Here is a 19,189-nt window from a genome sequence, read left to right on the forward strand (position 1 = left end):
TGTGATAGCTGTGACAAGAGAGCATCAGGACCAACTCGGTTTTTATAACAATATAGAAGAAGCTGCGGCTCATATCATTGAGGTTGTCAGCGGCCTGCTTCAAGTGAATACCATTTTTGTCGCAACCAACGACGGACGGACCAATACGATTCTGAAGGCGTTCAACCGTCAGGAACAGCTCGTTAGAGAAGGCGACGAGCTCCCTTATGACATCAGCTACTGCAGCCTGGTAGGACGCAATACCGGTGAGCCGCTTGTTATTGCCGACACGGCGGTTAGTTCGCTTACTGCGGATCTGGAAGTAACCCGTGTGCTCGGAAGCCGTTCTTTTATCGGGCTGCCCATCATTTTGAAGAACGGGCATTTTTACGGTACGATCTGTATTCTCGATCATCCGTCTTATCCCGTTTCGGACACGGATCTCAAAACCCTGAGCGCGATGGCGGTCTTTCTGGCCCACGTGGTGGAGCTTGAGCATACGGTCACGGAACTGCGGGAAGCCCAGCAGATCCTTCGGGAGTCGCATGCCGCTTCCGAGCAGTCATCCAAGATCAAGAGCAAGCTTCTTGCCATGATCGGCCAGGAGATCAAGACGCCGATGACCGGCATTATGGGCATGACGGACTTGATGCAGGATACGGAGCTGAGCGAGGAGCAGAAGAGCTACATGAGCATCATTGAAACGAGCAACAACTCTCTGCTCAATCTCGTAACGGACATTCTGGACTACAGCAAAATGGAATCGGGCGGCGTATCGGTAGAGGCGGAGCCGTTCGAGCTGCTCCCCGCCTTGGAAGAAGTCGTGAATCTGTACGGGATCAGGCATGCTGGCGGGCGGGCAGTCCGTCTCGACGCGGCTCCCGGACTTCCTGCGGTTGTCGTAGGCGATCCCGTGAAGATCCGGGATGTGCTGATCAAGCTGCTCGATCATGCTTCCAAAAACGCCCGTGCCGGCGATCTTACACTGGCGGCGGTCCAGATGGCGGATAGGGATCATCCCGATGTGCATCATATCCGTTTTGCCGTTAAAGCGCCGCTTATTACTCCCGATAAACTGGAATTTCTCATGGAAGGAGCCGGCTTCAAAGCCGACGCTTCGTCCGTTCCCGTCTATGAAACGAGTCTGGATCTGGCGATCAGCAAGAAGCTGGTCGATCTCATGGAAGGGCAGATCTGGACGGAGAGCGACAGGCAGAGAGAGACGGATTTGCTCTTCGCCCTTACGCTGAGCAAGTATGCCGAAGCAGCCGAAGCGGCGGCAGTTGAAAAACATAAATAAAAGATGACAGAAGCGCCTCCGCGTTTCTGTCATCTTTTTTTCGTTTGGCGGTCATACTTGTCTTATGGAGAAGGAATCCGGAAAGAACGCGGCAATTGAAAAGCGGCATGGAGAGGAAGGAGGGAAGCCGTGAAAGCCGATCATGAATTCAAAACCATCCGGGCGTCGCTTCCGCAGTGGATAGAGGAAAGCTGCAAGCTGACTTCCCGGGGAAACGTGGCGTCTTATATTCCGGAGCTTGCAAAAGCCCCGGCTTCCGCCCTGGGCATTCACCTGCTGAACGGACAGGGGGAGCATTTGTCCGCGGGAGACTGCGGGCTGCCTTTTACGATGCAGAGTATTTCCAAAGTGTTTACGCTGATTCTCGCACTGATGGATAACGGGGAAGAAGCGGTCTTCTCGAAAGTCGGCAAAGAGCCGACGGGCGACGATTTCAACTCCATGCTGAAGCTGGAGCTTGTGGAGCCCGGCATTCCGTTCAATCCGCTGATCAACGCGGGAGCGATTGCCGTGTCTTCGTTAATCAAAGGCGCCGGTCCCGAAGCGAAGTCGGCGAGAGTGCTGTCGTTTTTCCGGGAGCTCGCCGCTAACGGCAAGCTGGATTACGACGAGGCGGTATACCGGTCGGAGAATGAAACCGGGCATATGAACCGTTCGCTCGCGTATTTTCTGAAAGAGAACGAGGTTCTCGACGGTGGTGTCGAGGAGGTTCTCGAGGTGTATTTCCGCCACTGCTCGATCCGGGTCACATGCGGCGATCTTTCGCGGATGGCTCTGATTCTCGCTTTCGACGGGTACGACCCGCTTACGGGTAAAACGCTCATTCCGCGGCGGTACGTTCAGATCGCGAAAACGTTTATGACCACCTGCGGAATGTACAACGCTTCCGGAGAATTTGCCATCAGCGTTGGGCTGCCGGCGAAAAGCGGCGTTTCCGGCGGCATCCTGACCCTCGTGCCGGGCCGGTACGGAATCGGTCTTATCGGGCCCTCGCTCAACCGCAAAGGCAACAGCGTCGCAGGCGTCGATCTGCTTGAGAAGCTGTCGGCAAGCTATGACTGGAGCTTGTTCTGAATGAATTATTTCCGCCTTGCGCGTGCGGTTTTCGCCCGCCCGGGGCGGCTTTTGGCGCGGGAGCGTGCGGATAACCGGAGCTCGATCCGCTGGAGCTTCACTTCAAGTTCCTTTAAATTTTGCTGGATTTCCAGGTTCTCCTGTTCGGCTTTATAATTGATGGCGATGTCGAGCATTTGCTCCTGTTTATCTTTGGCGGCCTGGCGGTTTTGGCTTTTCTGAATCAGGGTCGATTGGAACAGGGAAAGGATGGACAGGGCGAAGCTGAGAATAAACAACGAGTTTCTTTCGCTGTTGACGAGCATCCAGATCGTAATAATGACCGCCGAGGATGTAACGAACCACCAGCTTCCTGCCAGGACGGCAACGTGATCGGCCAGACGGTCCCAGCGGTTCGTCTTTTTCTCCTGCTGCTCGTGCAGATGGGCCTTGATCTTTCCCTGGTAGTCGCGGACCATATCGGTGACGCGCTCGACATCTCTTTTGTGCAGCTTCTGCCTCGGATATTTCTCCAGCTCCTTCAAAAGCCGTTCTTCGGAAGTTCTCTCCGTCTCGCTTTTATAACTCATGGTGTCTGTTTCCTCCCGGTTTATAGCCTGTTTAAATTTACTGCGGAAATGTTAGCCAATTGGACAGAATCGGGGTAAAATAGGGAATTACCCGGTATACTTCTTCTTTTAACTGGAAAAGTATAGGGGCATCATCGGAATGCGCCCCTTTGGACAGGGCAAATTAAGCAGAAGATACCTACTAAACGACAAGGGAGAAGCCCAATGCGCGCTATTGCGATGCTTCAAAATCCTAAGCAGCGGAAGCTGCTGTTCAGCGCCGGTTTAAGCTGGCTGTTCGATGCCATGGATGTCGGCATTATTTCATTTATCGTCGCGGCTTTAACGGTTCACTGGAAGCTCAGCGCGGGACAGGTCGGCATTCTGACCAGCATTAACTCGGTCGGGATGGCCTTCGGGGCGGCGATCGCGGGGTATTTGGCAGACCGTTACGGACGCAAATCCGTCCTGGTCTGGACCCTGCTCATTTTTTCGGCCGCCAGCGGCTTGTCCGCCCTGGCCGCGAGTTTTACCGTCCTCTGCATCCTGCGGTTTATCGCGGGTGTCGGACTGGGCGGAGAGCTGCCTGTCGCATCCACGCTCGTATCGGAGAGCATGCCCGTGCAGGACAGGGGAAGAGCCGTCGTGCTGCTCGAAAGCTTCTGGGCGGGAGGCTGGATTCTGGCGGCGCTCATCGCTTATTTCGTCATCCCGAAGTACGGCTGGCAGTCCGCCTTCGTCATCGGAGCCGTGCCTGCGCTCTACGCGCTGTATTTGAGGCGGGCGATTGAAGATCCTCCGCGGTTCAGAAAAGAACGGTCGGGCGAATCTTCGTTTACGGCCAAATTGAAATCCGTCTGGTCCCGCGATTACCGGCGGTCGACCGTTATGCTGTGGGTATTGTGGTTTACTGTCGTGTTCTCGTATTACGGCATGTTCCTGTGGCTTCCGACGGTTATGGTGATGAAAGGTTTTACGCTGGTCAAAAGCTTTCAGTACGTGCTCATCATGACGCTCGCCCAGCTTCCGGGTTATTTTACGGCCGCCTATTTTATCGAGAAATTCGGCCGCAAATTCGTTCTCGTCACCTATCTGGTGCTGACCGCTTTCAGCGCCATATGGTTCGGCGGAGCTTCCACGGAAGGCATGCTGATCGCGGCGGGCATGTGCTTGTCTTTCTTTAACCTCGGAGCCTGGGGCGGCCTGTACGCCTATACGCCCGAGCTGTATCCGACGGCGATCCGATCGACGGGGGCGGGTCTGGCCGCCTCGTTTGGCCGCATAGGCGGTATTGTCGCTCCGCTGCTGGTCGGGGTGCTCGTCGGATGGGGAATCGGCATTCAGGCGATTTTCATCCTCTTTTTCGTCATGATCCTGATCGGCGCGCTGGCCGTGCTGTTTTGGGGAGACGAGACCAAAGGCAGAGAGCTTTCTTCCTGACCTGAGGCAAGGCGCAGTTTATGACAACGAATACCGAAACGAGCGGCGTTTGTAAAAAAAGCATATCCCGTCCGTGTGCCGGAAGTCGCCGGCAGACTACCGCAATGTTTCGCCGAGCAATGCGTGCTGTGAGCTTCGCGGATGCGGAAAGCAAACTGCGAAGGCGCAATGAATCAAGGATTGTCTCTACATGGGACAATCTTTTTTTGTCGGCGGATGAAAGTGCCCGATAGGCGGATAAGACCGACTCGCCGAACGGCTGGACTCCGAACAGGAATACACCGGTGACTGGACTGTCATGATGCGGTACCGGCATGAAACTGACATGAAACCGTCATGAAACCGTCATGAAACCGACATGCGGTCCTTTCTTGTGATACTGTCATGCGATCTTTCATGCGATACCGTTATGAGATGCCGCAGTGTGCCCGAAATGATTCGCGGGAAGTGTTTTACAGATCGTAGTTTTTGTGCTATTTTAGATAAAAGACCAATCATCCTATGTTTGGAGGTATAAAAAGACATGCTGGAAAAACCGAAAAAATTAACGCTGGTCGAGCAGGTTGCCGATCAGCTTCAGACTTTAATCGAATCCGGCCGCTGGCCTGTCGGAACGCGTATTCCTCCGGAGCCGGAGCTGTCGGAGACACTGGGCGTCAGCCGCAATACGATCCGCGAAGCCGTGCGGGCGATGGTTCATGCGGGGCTGCTGCAGACGAAGCAGGGGGACGGCACGTACGTGTGCTCGTCCAGTGTCCTCGGCGTCGTTCTGCAGAAGCGGGTCCGCCAGTCCACGCTGATCGAGACGCTGGAAGTGCGGCAGGCGCTGGAGCGCGAAGCGGCCAGGCTTGCGGCGGAGCGCAGGACGGACGAAGACGTCGCTTCCCTGAAGCATCATCTGGACGCGTGCACGGCGGCTGCGGAAGCCGGAGATATGGCCTCCTATTCGGGCGCGGATATCCGGCTTCACCAGGCGGTCGTCACGGCGGCGCATAACGAGCTGTTTAGCGAACTGTACGCTCACATGACCGGAGCGCTGGATCTTTCCGTACGAAGTTTGACGGAGGTTGTCACGGAAGTCGATCTTCATCACCGCAGTCATGCCAGAATGATCGACGCCATTATCCGGCAGGATGTGGAAGAAGCCGCGGAGGCGGTGCACGAATATATCTCGCATTCCAGAAACGATTTGAAACGCTTGGAGGAACTTTCATGAACACTAGAAATATGACACCATCGGAAGACCTGCCGCTTGCGGGACAGGATCAAGCTGCGGCGAGAACGGCCGGCTGGCTGCTGATCGTCGGCATTTTATTTATCGGAGCCGTACTGAGAGCTCCGCTCACATCCGTCGGACCTTTGATCGGCACCATTAAAGGAGAGCTCGGCATCTCCAACACGCTGGCGGGCACGCTGACGACACTGCCTTTGCTCATGTTTGCCGTTATTTCCCCGTTCGCCCCGAAATGGGCCAAGAAGTACGGGATCGAAACGGTATTGCTTGTCGCCGCAACCGTGCTGACCGCCGGAATTATACTCCGGTCGGCATCGGGAGCGGGAACGCTTTTTCTGGGAACCGCCCTGCTGGGGGTGGCCATTGCCCTGTGCAACGTGCTGCTTCCCAGTCTGATCAAGCGGGATTTTCCCGCCCGGATCGGTCTGATGACCGGCGTATACTCCGTGTCGATGAACTTGAGCGGCGCGGCGGCATCGGGCGTCAGCGTACCGGCGGCAAGCAGCCTGGGTCTCGGCTGGAAAGGCTCGCTGGGAATCTGGGCCGCGCTGAGTATGCTGGCTCTGCTGTTTTGGGTGCCGCAGGTGACAGGCGTCCGCAAAGCGCGCCGGGTGGCCCGGATATCCGCCATTTCGGCGAATAATTCCGGCGATAAAACCACTTCCGTCTGGAAATCGCCACTAGCCTGGAAAGTCACCCTGTTCATGGGACTTCAGTCGACGTTTTTCTACGCATTTATCGCCTGGCTGCCGGCAGTCCTGAACACCAGAGGATTGTCCGCGGGGTATGCGGGATGGATGCTTTCCCTTATGCAGCTCGCGCTTCTGCCCATTTCGTTTGTGGTACCCGTCCTGGCGGCGAAAATGGCTAATCAGCGCTTCCTGGTCACCCTTACGTCCGCGCTGTTTCTGGCCGGAATTCTCGGACTGCTGCTGGGAAGCACGGCTCTTGTGCCGCTGTGGATTATGTTGACGGGGATAGCCGGAGGCTGCGCGTTCAGTCTGGCGATGATGTTCTTCAGCCTGCGCACGCGAAGCGCCCAGCAGTCCGCCGAACTGTCCGGCATGGCCCAATCGTTCGGTTACCTGCTGGCGGCGGCCGGCCCGATTTTGTTCGGTTTTCTGCACGATACGACAGGCGGGTGGACGACTCCGCTTCTCCTGCTTGCCGCAATCGCCGTTCTGCTCTTTATCGTCGGGCAGGGTGCCGCGGCTAACCGGTTCATCGGAGAAGAACACGGAACGAAATAAAAGCTTAACGCTGCACGCGTTCACGAGACACGGAAGAAATCCGGCGTTCATCTGTGGTAAGATAAGGAGCATGAACCCGGTAAATGGAGTGAAGCTTTTTGACGAAAAAACAAATCAAGCTCATACTTGCTTTCGGACTGTTCATTGTCCTGATGTTCGCGTTGAAAAACGCGGGAACTTTTCTCGTCTATACGGAAGAGCCGGTTAAATCCGATGTGATTCTCGTGCTTTCGGGAGACAGGGGAGATAGGACAGAGAAGGGAGCCGAGCTGTACAAAAACGGAGTCGCCCCTTTTCTTATGTTCTCGGGGGGTGAAGTGTACCGGAACAGCAAAATGGCCGGCCTCATGAAAGATCACGCCATGGAACTCGGAGTCCCCGAACAAGCGATCGTCCTCGAAGACCGGGCGGACAGCACCTATGAAAATGCCGTTTTTTCCAAAAAAGTCATCGGGCAGCACGGGTTTAAATCCGTGACCGTCGTTTCTTCGGACTTTCACATGAGAAGGGTCAAGCTTCTTTTCGACCGGGTCTTCAAAGATTCAGGCATCCAGCTTCATTACGTGGCCGCTCCTGACAAAAATTTTACTCCCCTGAAATGGTGGGGCAACAATAAAAGTCTGATGGTTACGTTTACGGAATATCTTAAGCTAACCGGTTATTTTTTCGGTAAAAATTCATAAGTTCGCAAGCCGCGCTTTATGCGGCTTTTTTTATTTGGCGCAAAAAAGGCGGCCGGAACGAGAGGCTGACGGGTACACATCCTTTCGGATACGCGGCCGTGCAAAAGCGGTCAAATCTCCGTCCGCACCGCGGCACCATTCCGATGACAAAGTACATGGGCTTTGAGGGCGCAGTGCTTGTGTCCATGCCGATGGCGGACCGCATGCTGCTCTCATGCAGCGGTGCAGCCGTGTATCCTGCCTGAACGGAGTGCCTGTACTAAGCTACCTCCGCTGTGAATACAAATAAACAGAGGGGCCGGTCGAATGCGGAACCGGCCTGCCGTATTGCTGTTTTCGGCCGATCAGGCCTATTCATAGACGAGGAGATGAACCTGTAGATGAATCAGAACAAGACGACTCCCGCAACCGCAATTCTTGGGATAGGCACGGCAGTCCCGGCCCACCGGCTGGAACAATCGGAAGTGGTTCTCCGTTTGGCTCAGGCATTGGAACGTTATCCCGATTCCGCGCGCTGGGCCAAAAGGTTGTTCAAGCAGTGCGGCGTGCAAACCCGGTACACCTGCGAGCCCGGCCTCCTGGAGCCTGTCTCTTCCTGCCGCTATTTGCCGGATACGGAGCCGGGCCTTATCCCGACGACTGCCGAACGGATGGCGGTTTATAAAAAGGAATCGCTGCCGCTGGCGCATCAAGCGGCCGGACAAGCTTTGGCGGACAGCGGTCTCCGCGTTTCGGACATCACGCATCTGATTACCGTAAGCTGCACGGGGCAGTTCCTGCCGGGGCTGGATGCCGTGCTCGTAAGAGAACTGGGCTTATCTCCGGAAGTTTCCCGCATCCCGCTTCAATTTATCGGATGCGCGGCCGGCCTGCGTGCCGTATGCCTCGCCCGTGAAATTGCCGATTCCGCTCCGCAGGCGAACGTGCTGATCGTGAGCGTCGAACTGTGCACGCTGCATATACAGCCCTCGGGCAGCAAAGAAGCTCTTTTCGGCGCGTCTTTTTTCGGAGATGGGGCCTCCGCCTGCGTTATCGGCCGCACGGGACAATCGCGGCACGGAATATTCGGGCTCGGTGAACACCGGTCCGTCCTTATTCCGGAAGCGGCGGAGGAGATGACCTGGGAAGTGGGCAACTTCGGTTTCGATTTATACTTGTCGCCCCATATACCCAAGCTCATCACAAACCGCATTCCGCCGGAAGTCGGTAAACTGCTTGGCGGGGAACGTCTGCCCGAGCTGTGGGCGATACATCCCGGAGGCAAAGGGATCGTGGATGCGGTCCAGCAGGTATATGGCCTGACGGAGGAACAGACAGCGCCCAGCAGACAAGTGCTGCGGGATTTCGGCAACCTTTCTTCCGCTACGATTTTTTTCGTCCTGCAGCAGATGCGTACGGAGCTTCGGACAGCGGGAGCGGATACCGCCGATGGAATCGCTCTGGCTTTCGGTCCCGGAATAACGGCCGAGCTTATCCGCTTCACCTACATGCCGGTAGGCGCGGCGGAGGAGAAAACAGCGCATGCCGCCGTTTGACCGTCTGCGCAGCCGTTCGCCGGAATCGGAGTATATGGACGATTTCACTCGCGGCGGAGCCGAACTCCGGGAAGCTCTGCGGCATCTCCGCAGGCTCAACCGTCTTTTCGCAGCGCCGGGTCCGACTTTGTACGGGATCGGGAGATTGTGGGCGGCCGCCGGAAAACCGCAGCATTTGACCGTGCTTGACGTCGGTTCCGGCTCCGGCGACATAAACCGTCATGTGCTTCGCTGGGCGGATGAACGCAAGGTAAGCGTGAAGATCACCCTTTGTGATATTACGGAAGAAGCCTGCGAGGAGGCACGGCATTTGTTCCGCGGGGAACCTAGAGTGGAGATCCGCCGGGCGGATTTGTCCGAGCTTCCCGAAGGGTGCGCCGATATTGTGACCGCCGCCCAGTTTCTCCACCACTTCTCCCGGGAAGATCTCCCGGACGTCGTGAGGACGATGCTCCGGGCTTCCCGCTTCGGCATCGCCGTCAACGATATTCACCGTCACTGGCTTGCCTGGTCCGCCGTCTGGCTGGCTTCCCGCATCTTATCGGGGAACCGTTACATCCGCCATGACGGACCGCTGTCCGTCGCCAAAGGATTCTCCCGGGAGGACTGGTCCGAGCTGAGAAGAGTACTGGAGATGCCGGATTATCACGTTTCGTGGAGACCGCTGTTCCGCTATGCGGTCGTAATTCCCCGGCAGCCCGGGCCGGAAGCGGACCCGGAGCCGAACCCGTGACTGTAACCGAGACGGATGCTGCCGTTCTGGGAGGCGGCTTAGCCGGAAGCCTTATCGCTAAAAGTCTGGCGGAAAAAGGATGGCGGACGCTCCTGGTGGACCGGAACCGCTTTCCCCGCCATAAGGTGTGCGGGGAGTTTCTGTCGCCGGAAGTCCGGCAGATGCTGGATGCGGCCGGATTGACGGACCGCGTGTCGGCCCTTCGCCCCGCCGCGGTGGAGCGGGTGCGGCTGATTTCCGCGGAAGGCGGACGTGTCGACATCCCGCTGCCGGGAATCGCGATGGGACTCAGCCGCTTCCGGCTTGACGAAGCGCTGCATGAAGCCGCCGCAGAAGCAGGAGCCCGGGTCCGGACATCTTCGGCCGTTCTCTCGGTTGAGAGGCTTTCGGACGAGAGCTGCGAGGTGAGAGTGAGGAGAGGCAGCGGCATTGAGATCATCCGGGCCCGCACGGTTATTGCCGCCTGGGGGGCGAACGGGCAGGCTGCCGTAACCGGTTTTTCGGGCCCGGCAACACCCGGTAACCCAGCAAATCCCGCCCCCTCCGCATTGGTGGATCGCGGCCGGAGCACCTTGTACCCGTGGAGCCGCAGCGCCCCCGACTATATGGGCGTCAAATCCCACTACACGGGCATCGAGATGGAGCCGGTCGTCGAGCTGTATCTCTTCCCGGGCGGCTACCTAGGGCTGTGCCCCGTCGAAGACGGCCTCGTGAACGCGTCCGCGCTGCTGTCGCGGGATGCGTTCCGCGGCGCGGGCAAGAGCGTCTCCGCGCTGCTCGAAGCCGCGGCGCAGCGGTGCCCCCCGCTTCATTCGAAGCTGAAGCGGGGGCTGCCTGTGCCCGGTGCTCAGGCAGCGGTCGCGCCGGTGAAGCTGAACCGGCGCCCGAACCCTTGGGACATGGTGCCGCGTCTGGGGGATTCATCGGTGATGATTCCCCCGCTGTGCGGGGACGGCATGTCCATGGCCCTCCGCTCGGCGCGCCTGTGCGCCCCCCTGGCAGACGGATATCTGCGGGGGGAGCTGAGCCTGGCCGGGTGGGAAGAGCAGTACGTCCGCGCCGTTAAGCGGACCTTCGGGGGGCCGCTGCGGTGGGGAAGGCTGCTGCAGTCGTCCCTCGGCAGTCCGGCCGTGGTCCGCATGCTGCTGCGTCTTGCGCAGCTTTCGCCGGGCGTGGCCTCCGGATTATTGAAGGCCACCCGGCTGAAGCCGGAAGGAGAAAACTGATCTTCGGCACCTATTCGAAAAAGAGGGGAGGACATGGGCTTGCACAGACTGGCTGTCCTCTCTTTCCGCTATCCGAAAATCATTCTCGTCTGTTGGACGGTATGCCTCGTTATTTTCGGGGGCGGCGCCCTCCGCCTTCCCACCGTGCTTGGAGGGCACGGTCTTGATCCCGACGGATCGTCAGGAACGGTCCGGCAGCGGCTGGATGAGGGCTTTAACCGGCCTGCCGAACCGGTCGTGATCTGGTTTGAACAGAACAAACCCGGTTCCAAGGAGGCGTTTAAAGCTTATATCCGGTCCGCTTTGCAGAGTGCCGAAGGCTTGCCCGGACTGGAGAGAATCGTTTCACCCCTCGGTAACGGGGAGATGCTCCGTTCCGGAAAAGCCTACGCGCTGCTGGACATCCGCTTTACCGGACGGGATGAACGAGCGGTGCTGGCCGAGCTGCGCGGGCGACTGCCTGTCCAGTCCGGCTTCGTGTGGATGCTCACCGGGAAGCCGGTCGTTCAGGCGGATGTGAATGCGGCGAGCGAAACGGATATGAGAAAAGCGGAGCTGATCGGACTTCCGGCCGCGTTTCTTATCCTTTGGGCAGCCTTCGGCGGAGTGGCGACCGCTTTGATTCCGGTCGTAATCGGGTCGGTTTCGACAGTCGTCTCGATGGGAATCGTTTACGGGCTGGGGATGCGGACGGAGTTATCCAATTTCGTACTGAATGTCATTCCGATGGTGGGGCTGGCGCTGAGTATCGATTTTTCCCTCATGCTGGTCAGCCGGTTCCGGGAAGAAATGAGCTGCGGGAGGGCCGAACAGGCGCTTCGGGTGACGATGCGGACCTCGGGAAGAGCGGTATTGTATTCGGCCGGCTGTGTGGCGCTTGGCCTGCTCGGCATCCTGTTCATACCTCTGCCGATGTTCGCTTCGGTGGCCTGGGCCGCTCTTACCGTGCTGTTTGTGTCCGTGTTCTTGTCATTTACGCTGCTGCCTGCGGTATTGTCCTTCCTGAGAAAAAGGATCGCAGCCGAGAATACCGTCCGGTCCGACGGAACAGGAGGCATCTTCTGGTATCGCCTGTCCGAGGCCGTTATGAAAAGACCGCTGCGGATGGCGGTGCTCGCTGCCCTGGTCGTTGTCATGTGCATCCTGCCGGTGGGCAGCATGAAAATGGCGGTCCCGGATGCGGCATCGCTTCCGGAGGGTACGGAATCTCGCGCCGCCGCCGAACGGCTGGCCGCTCGTTTTCCTTCCCCGGATGCGACCTTTCTTCTCGGAGTGCGGGCTGCAAGCCCCGGCAGCGGACAAAGTTTTGACTGGCAGTATGCTTACCGGAAGTTTCTACAGCTTCGGCGGGACCCGCAAGTAATCCGGGTAGATTCGGTTTTCTCCAGACTGGACATGAACGGCGAACAGCTATCTCTGCTTCATAAACAGGCGGATATTCGTCACGAAGCCGCCCTGCTTCCCTTTTATTTTCATGAAAATCAGCTGGTCATGGACGTTTATCTCCGCACGGACCCTGATTCGGAAGAAACGAGGCAGTGGCTGCGCAAATGGGAGACGGCCGGAATTCAGGAACGGATTCCTTTCCGGCTTGGCGGAGAAGCCAAGTATCGTCAGGAAGTGTTCGACGCCATTTTTGCAAACTTGTATAAAGTGCTGCTGTTTGTTATCGTTACGAATTTCGTCCTGCTGTACAGGGCGTTCCGGTCCGTGTTTATTCCGCTTAAGACGCTCCTGATGAATGTTCTCGGCATTACCGCTTCCTTCGGCCTGCTGACCTGGATCTTTCAGGAAGGGGCGGCAGGGGACGGCTCTATCGCGATCATGATACCCGTATTCATTTTCGGCCTGGTGTTCGGCATCAGCATGGATTACGGGGTGTTCCTTGTCGCGCGCATTGCCGAGCTTTACGGGCAGACAAGGGACAACGATTACGCGGTTGCGGCGGGTCTGGCTGCGACAAGCCGGATCATTACTTCGGCCGCCGCTATTATGATTGCCGTTACGCTTCCGTTTGCGGGAGCGGACGTAGCGGGGGTCAGACAGCTGGGAACCGGAATCGCGGGGGCGATTTTACTGGATGCGACTTTGATCCGCATGATTCTGGTGCCGGCTTTAATGAAACTTCTGGGCAAATGGAACTGGTGGTCGCTTTAACCGCATATAAGCTGCGAAACCGCAGGTGCTGCGGTTTTTTTGTGTGTTTAATGGGGTTTGAGGTTGTTTTTCAATAAGAATTACTTGTCACTTTTTACGAAGTTATAAATATATCGGGGGTAAGGCCGTTTATTTGTGCTACAATCGAAGTAACTTTGTGCCTTGCGCTTGATCTCTAGTCCAAACTTCGTGAGTGAGGAGCAATCGCTATGTCAGATGATGAACCCGATGATTACCAGGAAACCGGAAGTATCAAGAAAGCCGAACCGGCCGGTATTTCAGCCGGCTTGGACCGCGGGGAGGAACATGCGCCCACGGCCCGTGAAGCGGTTACTTTCTGGAAGCTGCTTGTCTTCTTTGTACCGCTCGGCATAGCGGCCAGTCTGGTCACGATGTCCCATTCGATCATTAACAGTACGCTTGCCCGCGCGCCTGATCCCGAACATGTTATCGCGGGCTACGCCATTGCGATGAGCCTTCTCGGTATAACGGAGAAGCCGGCCGTGCTGCTCCGGCAGACTTGTTCCGCTCTTGTCCGCGACCGGGTTTCGTTCCGCGCCATGCGGCGGGTCGCGTTTTATGTGTTCGCGTCCATTATGGCGGCCGGGCTCATCTTGTCGTATTTGCCGCCCGGTAAATGGCTGATGGGCGCCGTTTTCGGAATCGGCGGCGCTCAGCTCGAAAACGTTCTGAACGTTTACCGGATTCTTATGTTTGTCAGCCTGTTTTCGGGGCTCAGGTGTCTTTATCACGGATTGATCATCTATAACAAAAGAACGTTCTGGCTGACGATCGGAATGGTCGTCCGTCTCGTCGGCATGTATCTGGTCGCGCAGTATTACATACGGGTACACGGAGTTACCGGAAGCAGCGTGGGCGCGATTATTTTTCTGGTCGGCATGATCATTGAGAGCGCCGTTGCGGTATGGGAGGGCACTGCGCTGCTTAAGCGTAAAATACCGGAGAAGGACCCGGAGCATACCGTTGAAAAGACGGGCGATGTTTTCCGGTTTTACAAGCCGCTCCTTTTCTCGTCGTTTATTGCGGTGGTGATCGGTCCGTCGCTGAACGCGCTGCTCGGCAAGGCGGGAGATGCGGTTATCGCTATCGCGGCGTTCGCCGTCGCTTCCAATTTGACGCAGCTCGTGCAAAGCTTTTTTTCGTATATTCATCAGATTGTGCTGAATTTTTACCGGATTCATCCCGAACGCGTCAAACGTTTCGTGCTGGTCATCAGCTTCATTCCGTCCGTTCTGATCGGTTTACTGGCTTATACGGCGGCCGGACCGTGGTTTCTGAGCGAGGTTATCGGTGTCGGCGACCGGCTGATGGAGGAAGTGATCAAAACGCTGCGCGTGTTTATGATTCTCACACTCGTATTTCCCTGGCTCGATTACTGCAACGGCATTCTTATGCTGCGGCGGGAAACTCGGACGATGGTCTATTCGCAATCGGCCAACGTCACCGTGATGTTCGTCTCGCTTGTGCTGCTGATCGTGTTAACGCCGGGCTGGAACGGAGCCATCGGCGCATTTGCCCAGTCGATCGGAACGCTGGCGGAGTTTATCGTCGTCCTTTTTGCGGTAAAGCGGGGCAGGGGAGAAGCACAGATAGACAGCCGTCTGCCACAGGGAAAATCCGTCTGAGCTTTCCGGAAATTTAAACGGAATTTAAACAAAATGCCTCCTCCTTTTAAATGACAGGGTCTAGTATATAGGTGGTCATCCTCGTTATGACGCTATTACTTACCGGTTTACTAGGGGGAATTTCTTTTGCAATATCATCATCAGAAACTAAAAACAATCCGGACGACGATCGCCTTGACGATTGCCGCCGTCTGCGCGTTTCCCACCGCAGGTATGGCAGCCGCCAAACCCGGCGCGGACAGCAAGCCATCCGCCGTCAGTACAACACAGCAGTACGGACGGAACTGGGCGAACTGGATTCAAAGCCATGCTTACGCGCTGGACCGCATTCAGCCTGAAGCAAGCGAGAAAGGCGTCATCGAAAAAGACCGGTTTAAAGATCTGGAATTTCTGAAGCCGCTCCTTATCGATAAAAGACTGGTCTACCTTGGCGAAAACACGCACGGGGCGGCGGAATACAGTTCTTCGAAAGTCCGTCTCATCCAGTATCTGCACCAGGAGCTCGGTTACGATGTCATTGCCTTCGAATCGGGACTCGGGAATGCGTCGGCCGCCCTTGCCAAGAGCGCCGACACGACCCCGGAACAAATGATGAAAGAAGCCGTTTTTGGAGTATGGTGGTCCAAGGAGACGCTTCCGCTTTTTGACTATATCAAGCAGACTCTAGCAACGGACAAGCCGCTGATTCTGAGCGGTTTCGATATGCAGATCCAGTCGCCGTATTCGGATTTCGTCCGTGAATGGATCGGGTCCGGGAACGCCAAACTTGCGGCGGCTTTCGCGGATGCGGAACAGGAGCTGGGCGACTGGAGCTTCAGCGAAGACGAAGCGGGATATGCCAAGGCGAAACCGCGCCTCCTGGAAACGTATAAAAGCATGAGGGCATTTGTGAACGAGAACGCCGGCAAGCTGAAAGCGGACTACCCCCGCAATCCGCACTTGGTCGAGATGACGCTGCGCGTTCTGGATAACCGGATCAAGGTCATAAATACGTATACCGAGGCGAATATCCGCAGCAACCTTGCGCTCAAGAAGAACGATATCGTCCCTTTCCAGGAAACGGTAAGGATGCGTGACGAGATGATGGCGGGCAATCTCACTTGGCTTGCCGACGAGATTTACCCCGACAAGAAAATCATCGTCTGGGGACACAACGTACATATCCGGAAGAAAAACTCGGCGGTTTTAAATTCGGCCTACTCGGGGCTGAGCCTTATGGGCGAGAGCATGCCGGCCCGTTTAAAGAAACAGAGCTATGTGATCGGCCTGTACACGTATCAGGGCGAAGCCGCCAACAATATGGGGCAGAGCTATTCTATCGTTAAGCCGGATAAGGGTTCTCTCGAAGACATTTTGAAACAGCACGGACATCCCTATACGTTTGTCGACCTCAAATACCGCAAAGACAAACCGGGAACTTCCTGGATGTTCGAACCCCGCCTTTCCCTCGATTGGGGATTGATGCAGGAAAGTTTCATTCCGCGCGATCAATTTGACGGGCTGCTGCTGGTCGATACGGTCCATCCGCCGTCTTATATGCGCGATAAACCGGGGCCGCAGTAACACCGCCCCGTCAAAATGCACGGCCGGAATCCGCCCAGGCGGATTACCGGCTTTTTTGTGCAACCGGCACCCGTTATAAAGCCGGAGTATCTTTTTTACTATGGATTAATTATTCATCCGAAACGGGCTCAATGGAAGGATGACGCTAGCATCGTTGCACCTGAAAAGATGCAAGCTGCCGACAACTTCCGCTATAATAGATAGCAAAGTAAAAATGTTCCAGTAACGGGAGGTGGAAGGATGGACTTTTTTAAGGGGCGTATTGAAGCGGAAGCGGAACTGCGGGAGATGCTCGGGTACCCGAACAAAATCGTGGAAGCGATGAAAATTTCGTATATGGAGCGGCACTGCAGGGAGTTTATCGGACTGTCGCCCATCCTGTTTGCGTCAACGGCCGATCGCCGGGGCAATTGCGACGTTTCGCCGAGAGGCGACGCGCCCGGATTCGTCAAGGTGCTGGACGATCATCACCTCGTTATACCGGAAAGGCCGGGCAACCGGCGGATGAATACATACCGCAATGTCCTGGAAAACCCTCATATCGGACTTATTTTTATTATACCGGGCCTCGAAGAAACCTTGCGGATCAACGGAAAAGCGTGCCTGACGAGAGATCCCGGTCTGCTCGCTCCGCTTGAGGCGCACGGCAAGATCCCGAAGCTGGCGATCGGAGTCGAGGTGGAAGAGGTTTTTCTGCACTGTGCAAAAGCGTTTAAGCGCTCGGAACTGTGGGACAGTGGCACCTGGCCCGCGACTTTGCCCTCCGTGCCGGAAATGATCGCCGCCCATGCCAATCGTCCGGATATTACGGCGGATGAGGTTTCCAAAGGGTTGAAGGAAAGCTATGAGAAGAGAATGTACTGAGACGTGGCGGTATACAAATGAAGGAGGCGGGCTTGATGTCAAGCGCCGAGGAAGAAAAGGAGCCTGCCTGGGAACGTCCCGGCTTTGTTTCCTTGTGGGTCGGACGCTTCAGCGGGGATGAAGAACTTGGGCAGTATACGGAATTTACGTATGATGAAGACGGGGAAAGCGTACTGCCGGCATTTTGCGGCGATTTCGGGCTCGGCTGGTTCGACGAAGATTTTATCGAAGCCTATCTCGTTGAGGAAGAAACTTCATCGCTGGCTGAGCTCCTGGAAGGATGTTCGTACGATGAACAGATCATTCCTGCATTTGAGGCGCTAGGTCTTCCGGAGGGAACCGTCTGGAATACGGTGGTGCTCCTTTACGATTTCGCCTACCCTTTGAATAACCGTGGGAAAAGTGCCGCGTCCGGCGCGAACCGTCTTGTATTCGCAGGAACGGCGGAGTACGAGTGAGGAGACAAAATTTTGTTATCTCACCGATTAAAAGGATGATTTTTACAACCGCTTCTTTTGCCTGTAAGGTAGAGAACAGAGGTGAGAATGATGACAACTGATTTCGGAAAAGTATCGGACGATTACGCAAAATACCGGGATGCTCTTCCCGATCTGCTGTTCCGGCAGCTGAAAGCGCGCGGAACCGATTTTGAAGGCAGGAAGGGACTGGATCTCGGCGCCGGCACCGGTATTTTTAGCAGAGCTCTTGCGGAGCGCGGGGCAAATGTTACGGGGATCGAGCCTTCGGCGGAGCTGATCGAAGCGGCTGTCGCGCAAAGCCCGAAAGCCGGATTGGGACTGATTTCGTACGTGCAGGCCTCCGCCGAGGAATTCAGGCTGCCGGACACGTACTCGTTCGTTACAGCCGTCCGGGCCTGGCATTGGTTTGACCGTGATCGGACGCTGGAAAATATCCGGCGGCATCTGACGCCCGGGGGGAGCCTCATCGTGATAAATTCGGTATTCGAATCCGCGTCGAAGGCTGTTCAGCTCACACTCAGGATTTTGAAAGAAAACGGAATCGTCCTGAAACCGGCCGGCTCAAACGCGGAAGTCAGGGAAAGAAGAAGCGGCTTTCCCGCGAATTGGTTTGAGGAATGGGAGCGGCATGGATTCCGTCTCAGGCACGAATGGGAACAGACTTATTCGCTTGCCTATACCCCCGAAGACTGGTGCGGCAAAATCAGGTCGGTTTCCTGGCTGGCAAACGAATCTGAGGAGCTCCGAATGAAGGTGAGCGGGGAACTGCTGCGGAACTTGTCCGCCTTTGACCCGGTTCTGTCTATTCCGCACAAGTACTCGGTGATCGTGTTGACTCTGGAGAGCTAAGGGTCTCCACACATGTTCAGGAAAGAGGGTGACTTCCATGATTATTTGGGTGAACGGCGCGTTCGGCTCCGGCAAGTCCCAAACGACTCACGAGCTGCACCGGCGCATACCCGGTTCGTTTTTATACGATCCCGAAAATGCGGGATATTTTATACGCAAAAATGTGCCATCTTCCACGGCGCTGGATGATTTTCAGGATTATCCGATGTGGCGGGAAAGCAATTACGGCATGCTGAATTACATAAGCGGTAAATTTGACGGTGTTATCCTCGTTCCGATGACTCTCGTCAACCCGGTCTATTTCGACGAGATTGTGGGGAGGCTCCGGCGCGAAAACAGGACGGTTCACCATTTCGCTCTCTGCGCGTCCAAGGAAACGCTGCTCCGAAGATTAAAATCGCGGGGAGAAGGGTCGAATTCGTGGGCGGCCCGCCAGATTGACCGCTGCAGAGAGGGACTTTCACAGGAAGTCTTTAAACATCACCTTGATACGGATTTGTTGACAATCGGCGAAGTAAGCGAGAAAATCGTCGCCCTTGCCGGAATAAGGCTGCTCCCCGACAACAGGAGCACGCTTCGGAAGAAGGCCGACCGCCTGCTTACCCAGCTTAAACAAATCCGCTTCTAGA

At 56.2% G+C, this 19,189-nt stretch carries 17 protein-coding genes; 16 read left to right on the forward strand and 1 reads right to left on the reverse strand.

Annotated elements, in window-relative coordinates; genetic code table 11:
- The first annotated feature begins 1 nt into the window (after position 1).
- Positions 2–1,279 (forward strand): HAMP domain-containing sensor histidine kinase, encoded by a 1,278-nt coding sequence (locus C4S74_RS04080; RefSeq protein ID WP_103994054.1) that lies wholly within the window; start codon positions 2–4, stop codon positions 1,277–1,279.
- Between the two features lie 129 nt (positions 1,280–1,408).
- Positions 1,409–2,353 carry a glutaminase A gene (gene glsA / locus C4S74_RS04085; protein ID WP_103994055.1) on the forward strand — a complete coding sequence of 315 codons (945 nt, stop codon included), beginning with the start codon at positions 1,409–1,411 and terminating at the stop codon, positions 2,351–2,353.
- 5 nt (positions 2,354–2,358) lie between these two features.
- Here the strand turns inward: glsA and C4S74_RS04090 are convergent, their stop codons facing one another.
- Positions 2,359–2,922, reverse strand: coding sequence for a DUF1003 domain-containing protein (locus C4S74_RS04090; protein WP_103994056.1), 564 nt, complete (start codon positions 2,920–2,922; stop codon positions 2,359–2,361).
- Between the two features lie 204 nt (positions 2,923–3,126).
- Between C4S74_RS04090 and C4S74_RS04095 the strand changes: the two genes are divergently transcribed.
- The 14 genes from C4S74_RS04095 (at position 3,127) to C4S74_RS04160 (ending at position 19,188) form a co-directional block, all read left to right on the forward strand.
- Positions 3,127–4,341: an MFS transporter gene (locus C4S74_RS04095; RefSeq protein WP_103994057.1), complete on the forward strand. Its 1,215-nt coding sequence runs from the start codon at positions 3,127–3,129 to the stop codon at positions 4,339–4,341.
- 523 nt (positions 4,342–4,864) lie between these two features.
- Entirely contained in the window at positions 4,865–5,557 is a 693-nt protein-coding gene (locus tag C4S74_RS04100; protein ID WP_103994058.1) for a FadR/GntR family transcriptional regulator, read from the forward strand.
- Complete coding sequence (locus C4S74_RS04105) at positions 5,554–6,825, forward strand: MFS transporter (protein ID WP_103994059.1); 1,272 nt, start codon at positions 5,554–5,556, stop codon at positions 6,823–6,825. The genes C4S74_RS04100 and C4S74_RS04105 overlap by 4 nt, the downstream gene beginning before the upstream one ends.
- Positions 6,826–6,923: 98 nt before the next feature.
- Positions 6,924–7,508, forward strand: a complete 585-nt coding sequence (locus C4S74_RS04110) for a YdcF family protein (RefSeq protein ID WP_103994060.1) — start codon at positions 6,924–6,926, stop codon at positions 7,506–7,508.
- A 380-nt stretch (positions 7,509–7,888) separates the two neighbouring features.
- Positions 7,889–9,043, forward strand: coding sequence for a type III polyketide synthase (locus tag C4S74_RS04115; RefSeq protein WP_103994061.1), 1,155 nt, complete (start codon positions 7,889–7,891; stop codon positions 9,041–9,043).
- Complete coding sequence (locus C4S74_RS04120; protein ID WP_103994062.1) at positions 9,030–9,776, forward strand: methyltransferase domain-containing protein; 747 nt, start codon at positions 9,030–9,032, stop codon at positions 9,774–9,776. The genes C4S74_RS04115 and C4S74_RS04120 overlap by 14 nt, the downstream gene beginning before the upstream one ends.
- Entirely contained in the window at positions 9,773–11,002 is a 1,230-nt protein-coding gene (locus tag C4S74_RS04125) for an NAD(P)/FAD-dependent oxidoreductase (RefSeq protein WP_103994063.1), read from the forward strand. Before C4S74_RS04120 ends, C4S74_RS04125 begins: the two co-directional genes overlap by 4 nt.
- Positions 11,003–11,035: 33 nt before the next feature.
- Positions 11,036–13,159 carry an MMPL family transporter gene (locus C4S74_RS04130; protein WP_258042368.1) on the forward strand — a complete coding sequence of 708 codons (2,124 nt, stop codon included), beginning with the start codon at positions 11,036–11,038 and terminating at the stop codon, positions 13,157–13,159.
- Positions 13,160–13,368: 209 nt separating this feature from the next.
- Positions 13,369–14,805, forward strand: a complete 1,437-nt coding sequence (locus C4S74_RS04135) for a multi antimicrobial extrusion protein MatE (RefSeq protein ID WP_103994064.1) — start codon at positions 13,369–13,371, stop codon at positions 14,803–14,805.
- Positions 14,806–14,931: 126 nt separating this feature from the next.
- The gene (locus C4S74_RS04140) at positions 14,932–16,368 is read left to right on the forward strand and encodes an erythromycin esterase family protein (RefSeq protein WP_103994065.1); all 1,437 of its coding nucleotides are present in this window, start codon (positions 14,932–14,934) and stop codon (positions 16,366–16,368) included.
- 240 nt (positions 16,369–16,608) lie between these two features.
- Entirely contained in the window at positions 16,609–17,232 is a 624-nt protein-coding gene (locus C4S74_RS04145; protein ID WP_103994066.1) for a pyridoxamine 5'-phosphate oxidase family protein, read from the forward strand.
- A 35-nt stretch (positions 17,233–17,267) separates the two neighbouring features.
- The gene (locus C4S74_RS04150; RefSeq protein WP_103994067.1) at positions 17,268–17,690 is read left to right on the forward strand and encodes an immunity 22 family protein; all 423 of its coding nucleotides are present in this window, start codon (positions 17,268–17,270) and stop codon (positions 17,688–17,690) included.
- Positions 17,691–17,777: 87 nt separating this feature from the next.
- A complete protein-coding gene (locus tag C4S74_RS04155) occupies positions 17,778–18,560 on the forward strand; it encodes a class I SAM-dependent methyltransferase (protein WP_258042369.1) in 783 nt (260 codons plus the stop codon).
- 37 nt (positions 18,561–18,597) lie between these two features.
- Positions 18,598–19,188, forward strand: coding sequence for an AAA family ATPase (locus tag C4S74_RS04160; protein ID WP_181024292.1), 591 nt, complete (start codon positions 18,598–18,600; stop codon positions 19,186–19,188).
- Position 19,189 lies beyond the last annotated feature (1 nt).

Origin of the sequence: Paenibacillus sp. UNC499MF (genome assembly GCF_900107975.1) — a bacterium.
GTDB lineage: Bacteria > Bacillota > Bacilli > Paenibacillales > NBRC-103111 > Paenibacillus_F.

Coding starts and splice junctions, on each gene's coding strand:
- C4S74_RS04115 (WP_103994061.1), top strand. CDS start 7,889: ATGAATCAGAACAAGACGACTCCCGCAACCGCAATTCTTGGGATAGGC.
- C4S74_RS04090 (WP_103994056.1), bottom strand. CDS start 2,922: ATGAGTTATAAAAGCGAGACGGAGAGAACTTCCGAAGAACGGCTTTTG.
- C4S74_RS04130 (WP_258042368.1), top strand. CDS start 11,036: ATGGGCTTGCACAGACTGGCTGTCCTCTCTTTCCGCTATCCGAAAATC.
- C4S74_RS04160 (WP_181024292.1), top strand. CDS start 18,598: ATGATTATTTGGGTGAACGGCGCGTTCGGCTCCGGCAAGTCCCAAACG.
- C4S74_RS04105 (WP_103994059.1), top strand. CDS start 5,554: ATGAACACTAGAAATATGACACCATCGGAAGACCTGCCGCTTGCGGGA.
- C4S74_RS04135 (WP_103994064.1), top strand. CDS start 13,369: ATGTCAGATGATGAACCCGATGATTACCAGGAAACCGGAAGTATCAAG.
- C4S74_RS04100 (WP_103994058.1), top strand. CDS start 4,865: ATGCTGGAAAAACCGAAAAAATTAACGCTGGTCGAGCAGGTTGCCGAT.
- C4S74_RS04120 (WP_103994062.1), top strand. CDS start 9,030: ATGCCGCCGTTTGACCGTCTGCGCAGCCGTTCGCCGGAATCGGAGTAT.
- C4S74_RS04150 (WP_103994067.1), top strand. CDS start 17,268: ATGTCAAGCGCCGAGGAAGAAAAGGAGCCTGCCTGGGAACGTCCCGGC.
- C4S74_RS04095 (WP_103994057.1), top strand. CDS start 3,127: ATGCGCGCTATTGCGATGCTTCAAAATCCTAAGCAGCGGAAGCTGCTG.
- C4S74_RS04145 (WP_103994066.1), top strand. CDS start 16,609: ATGGACTTTTTTAAGGGGCGTATTGAAGCGGAAGCGGAACTGCGGGAG.
- C4S74_RS04155 (WP_258042369.1), top strand. CDS start 17,778: ATGATGACAACTGATTTCGGAAAAGTATCGGACGATTACGCAAAATAC.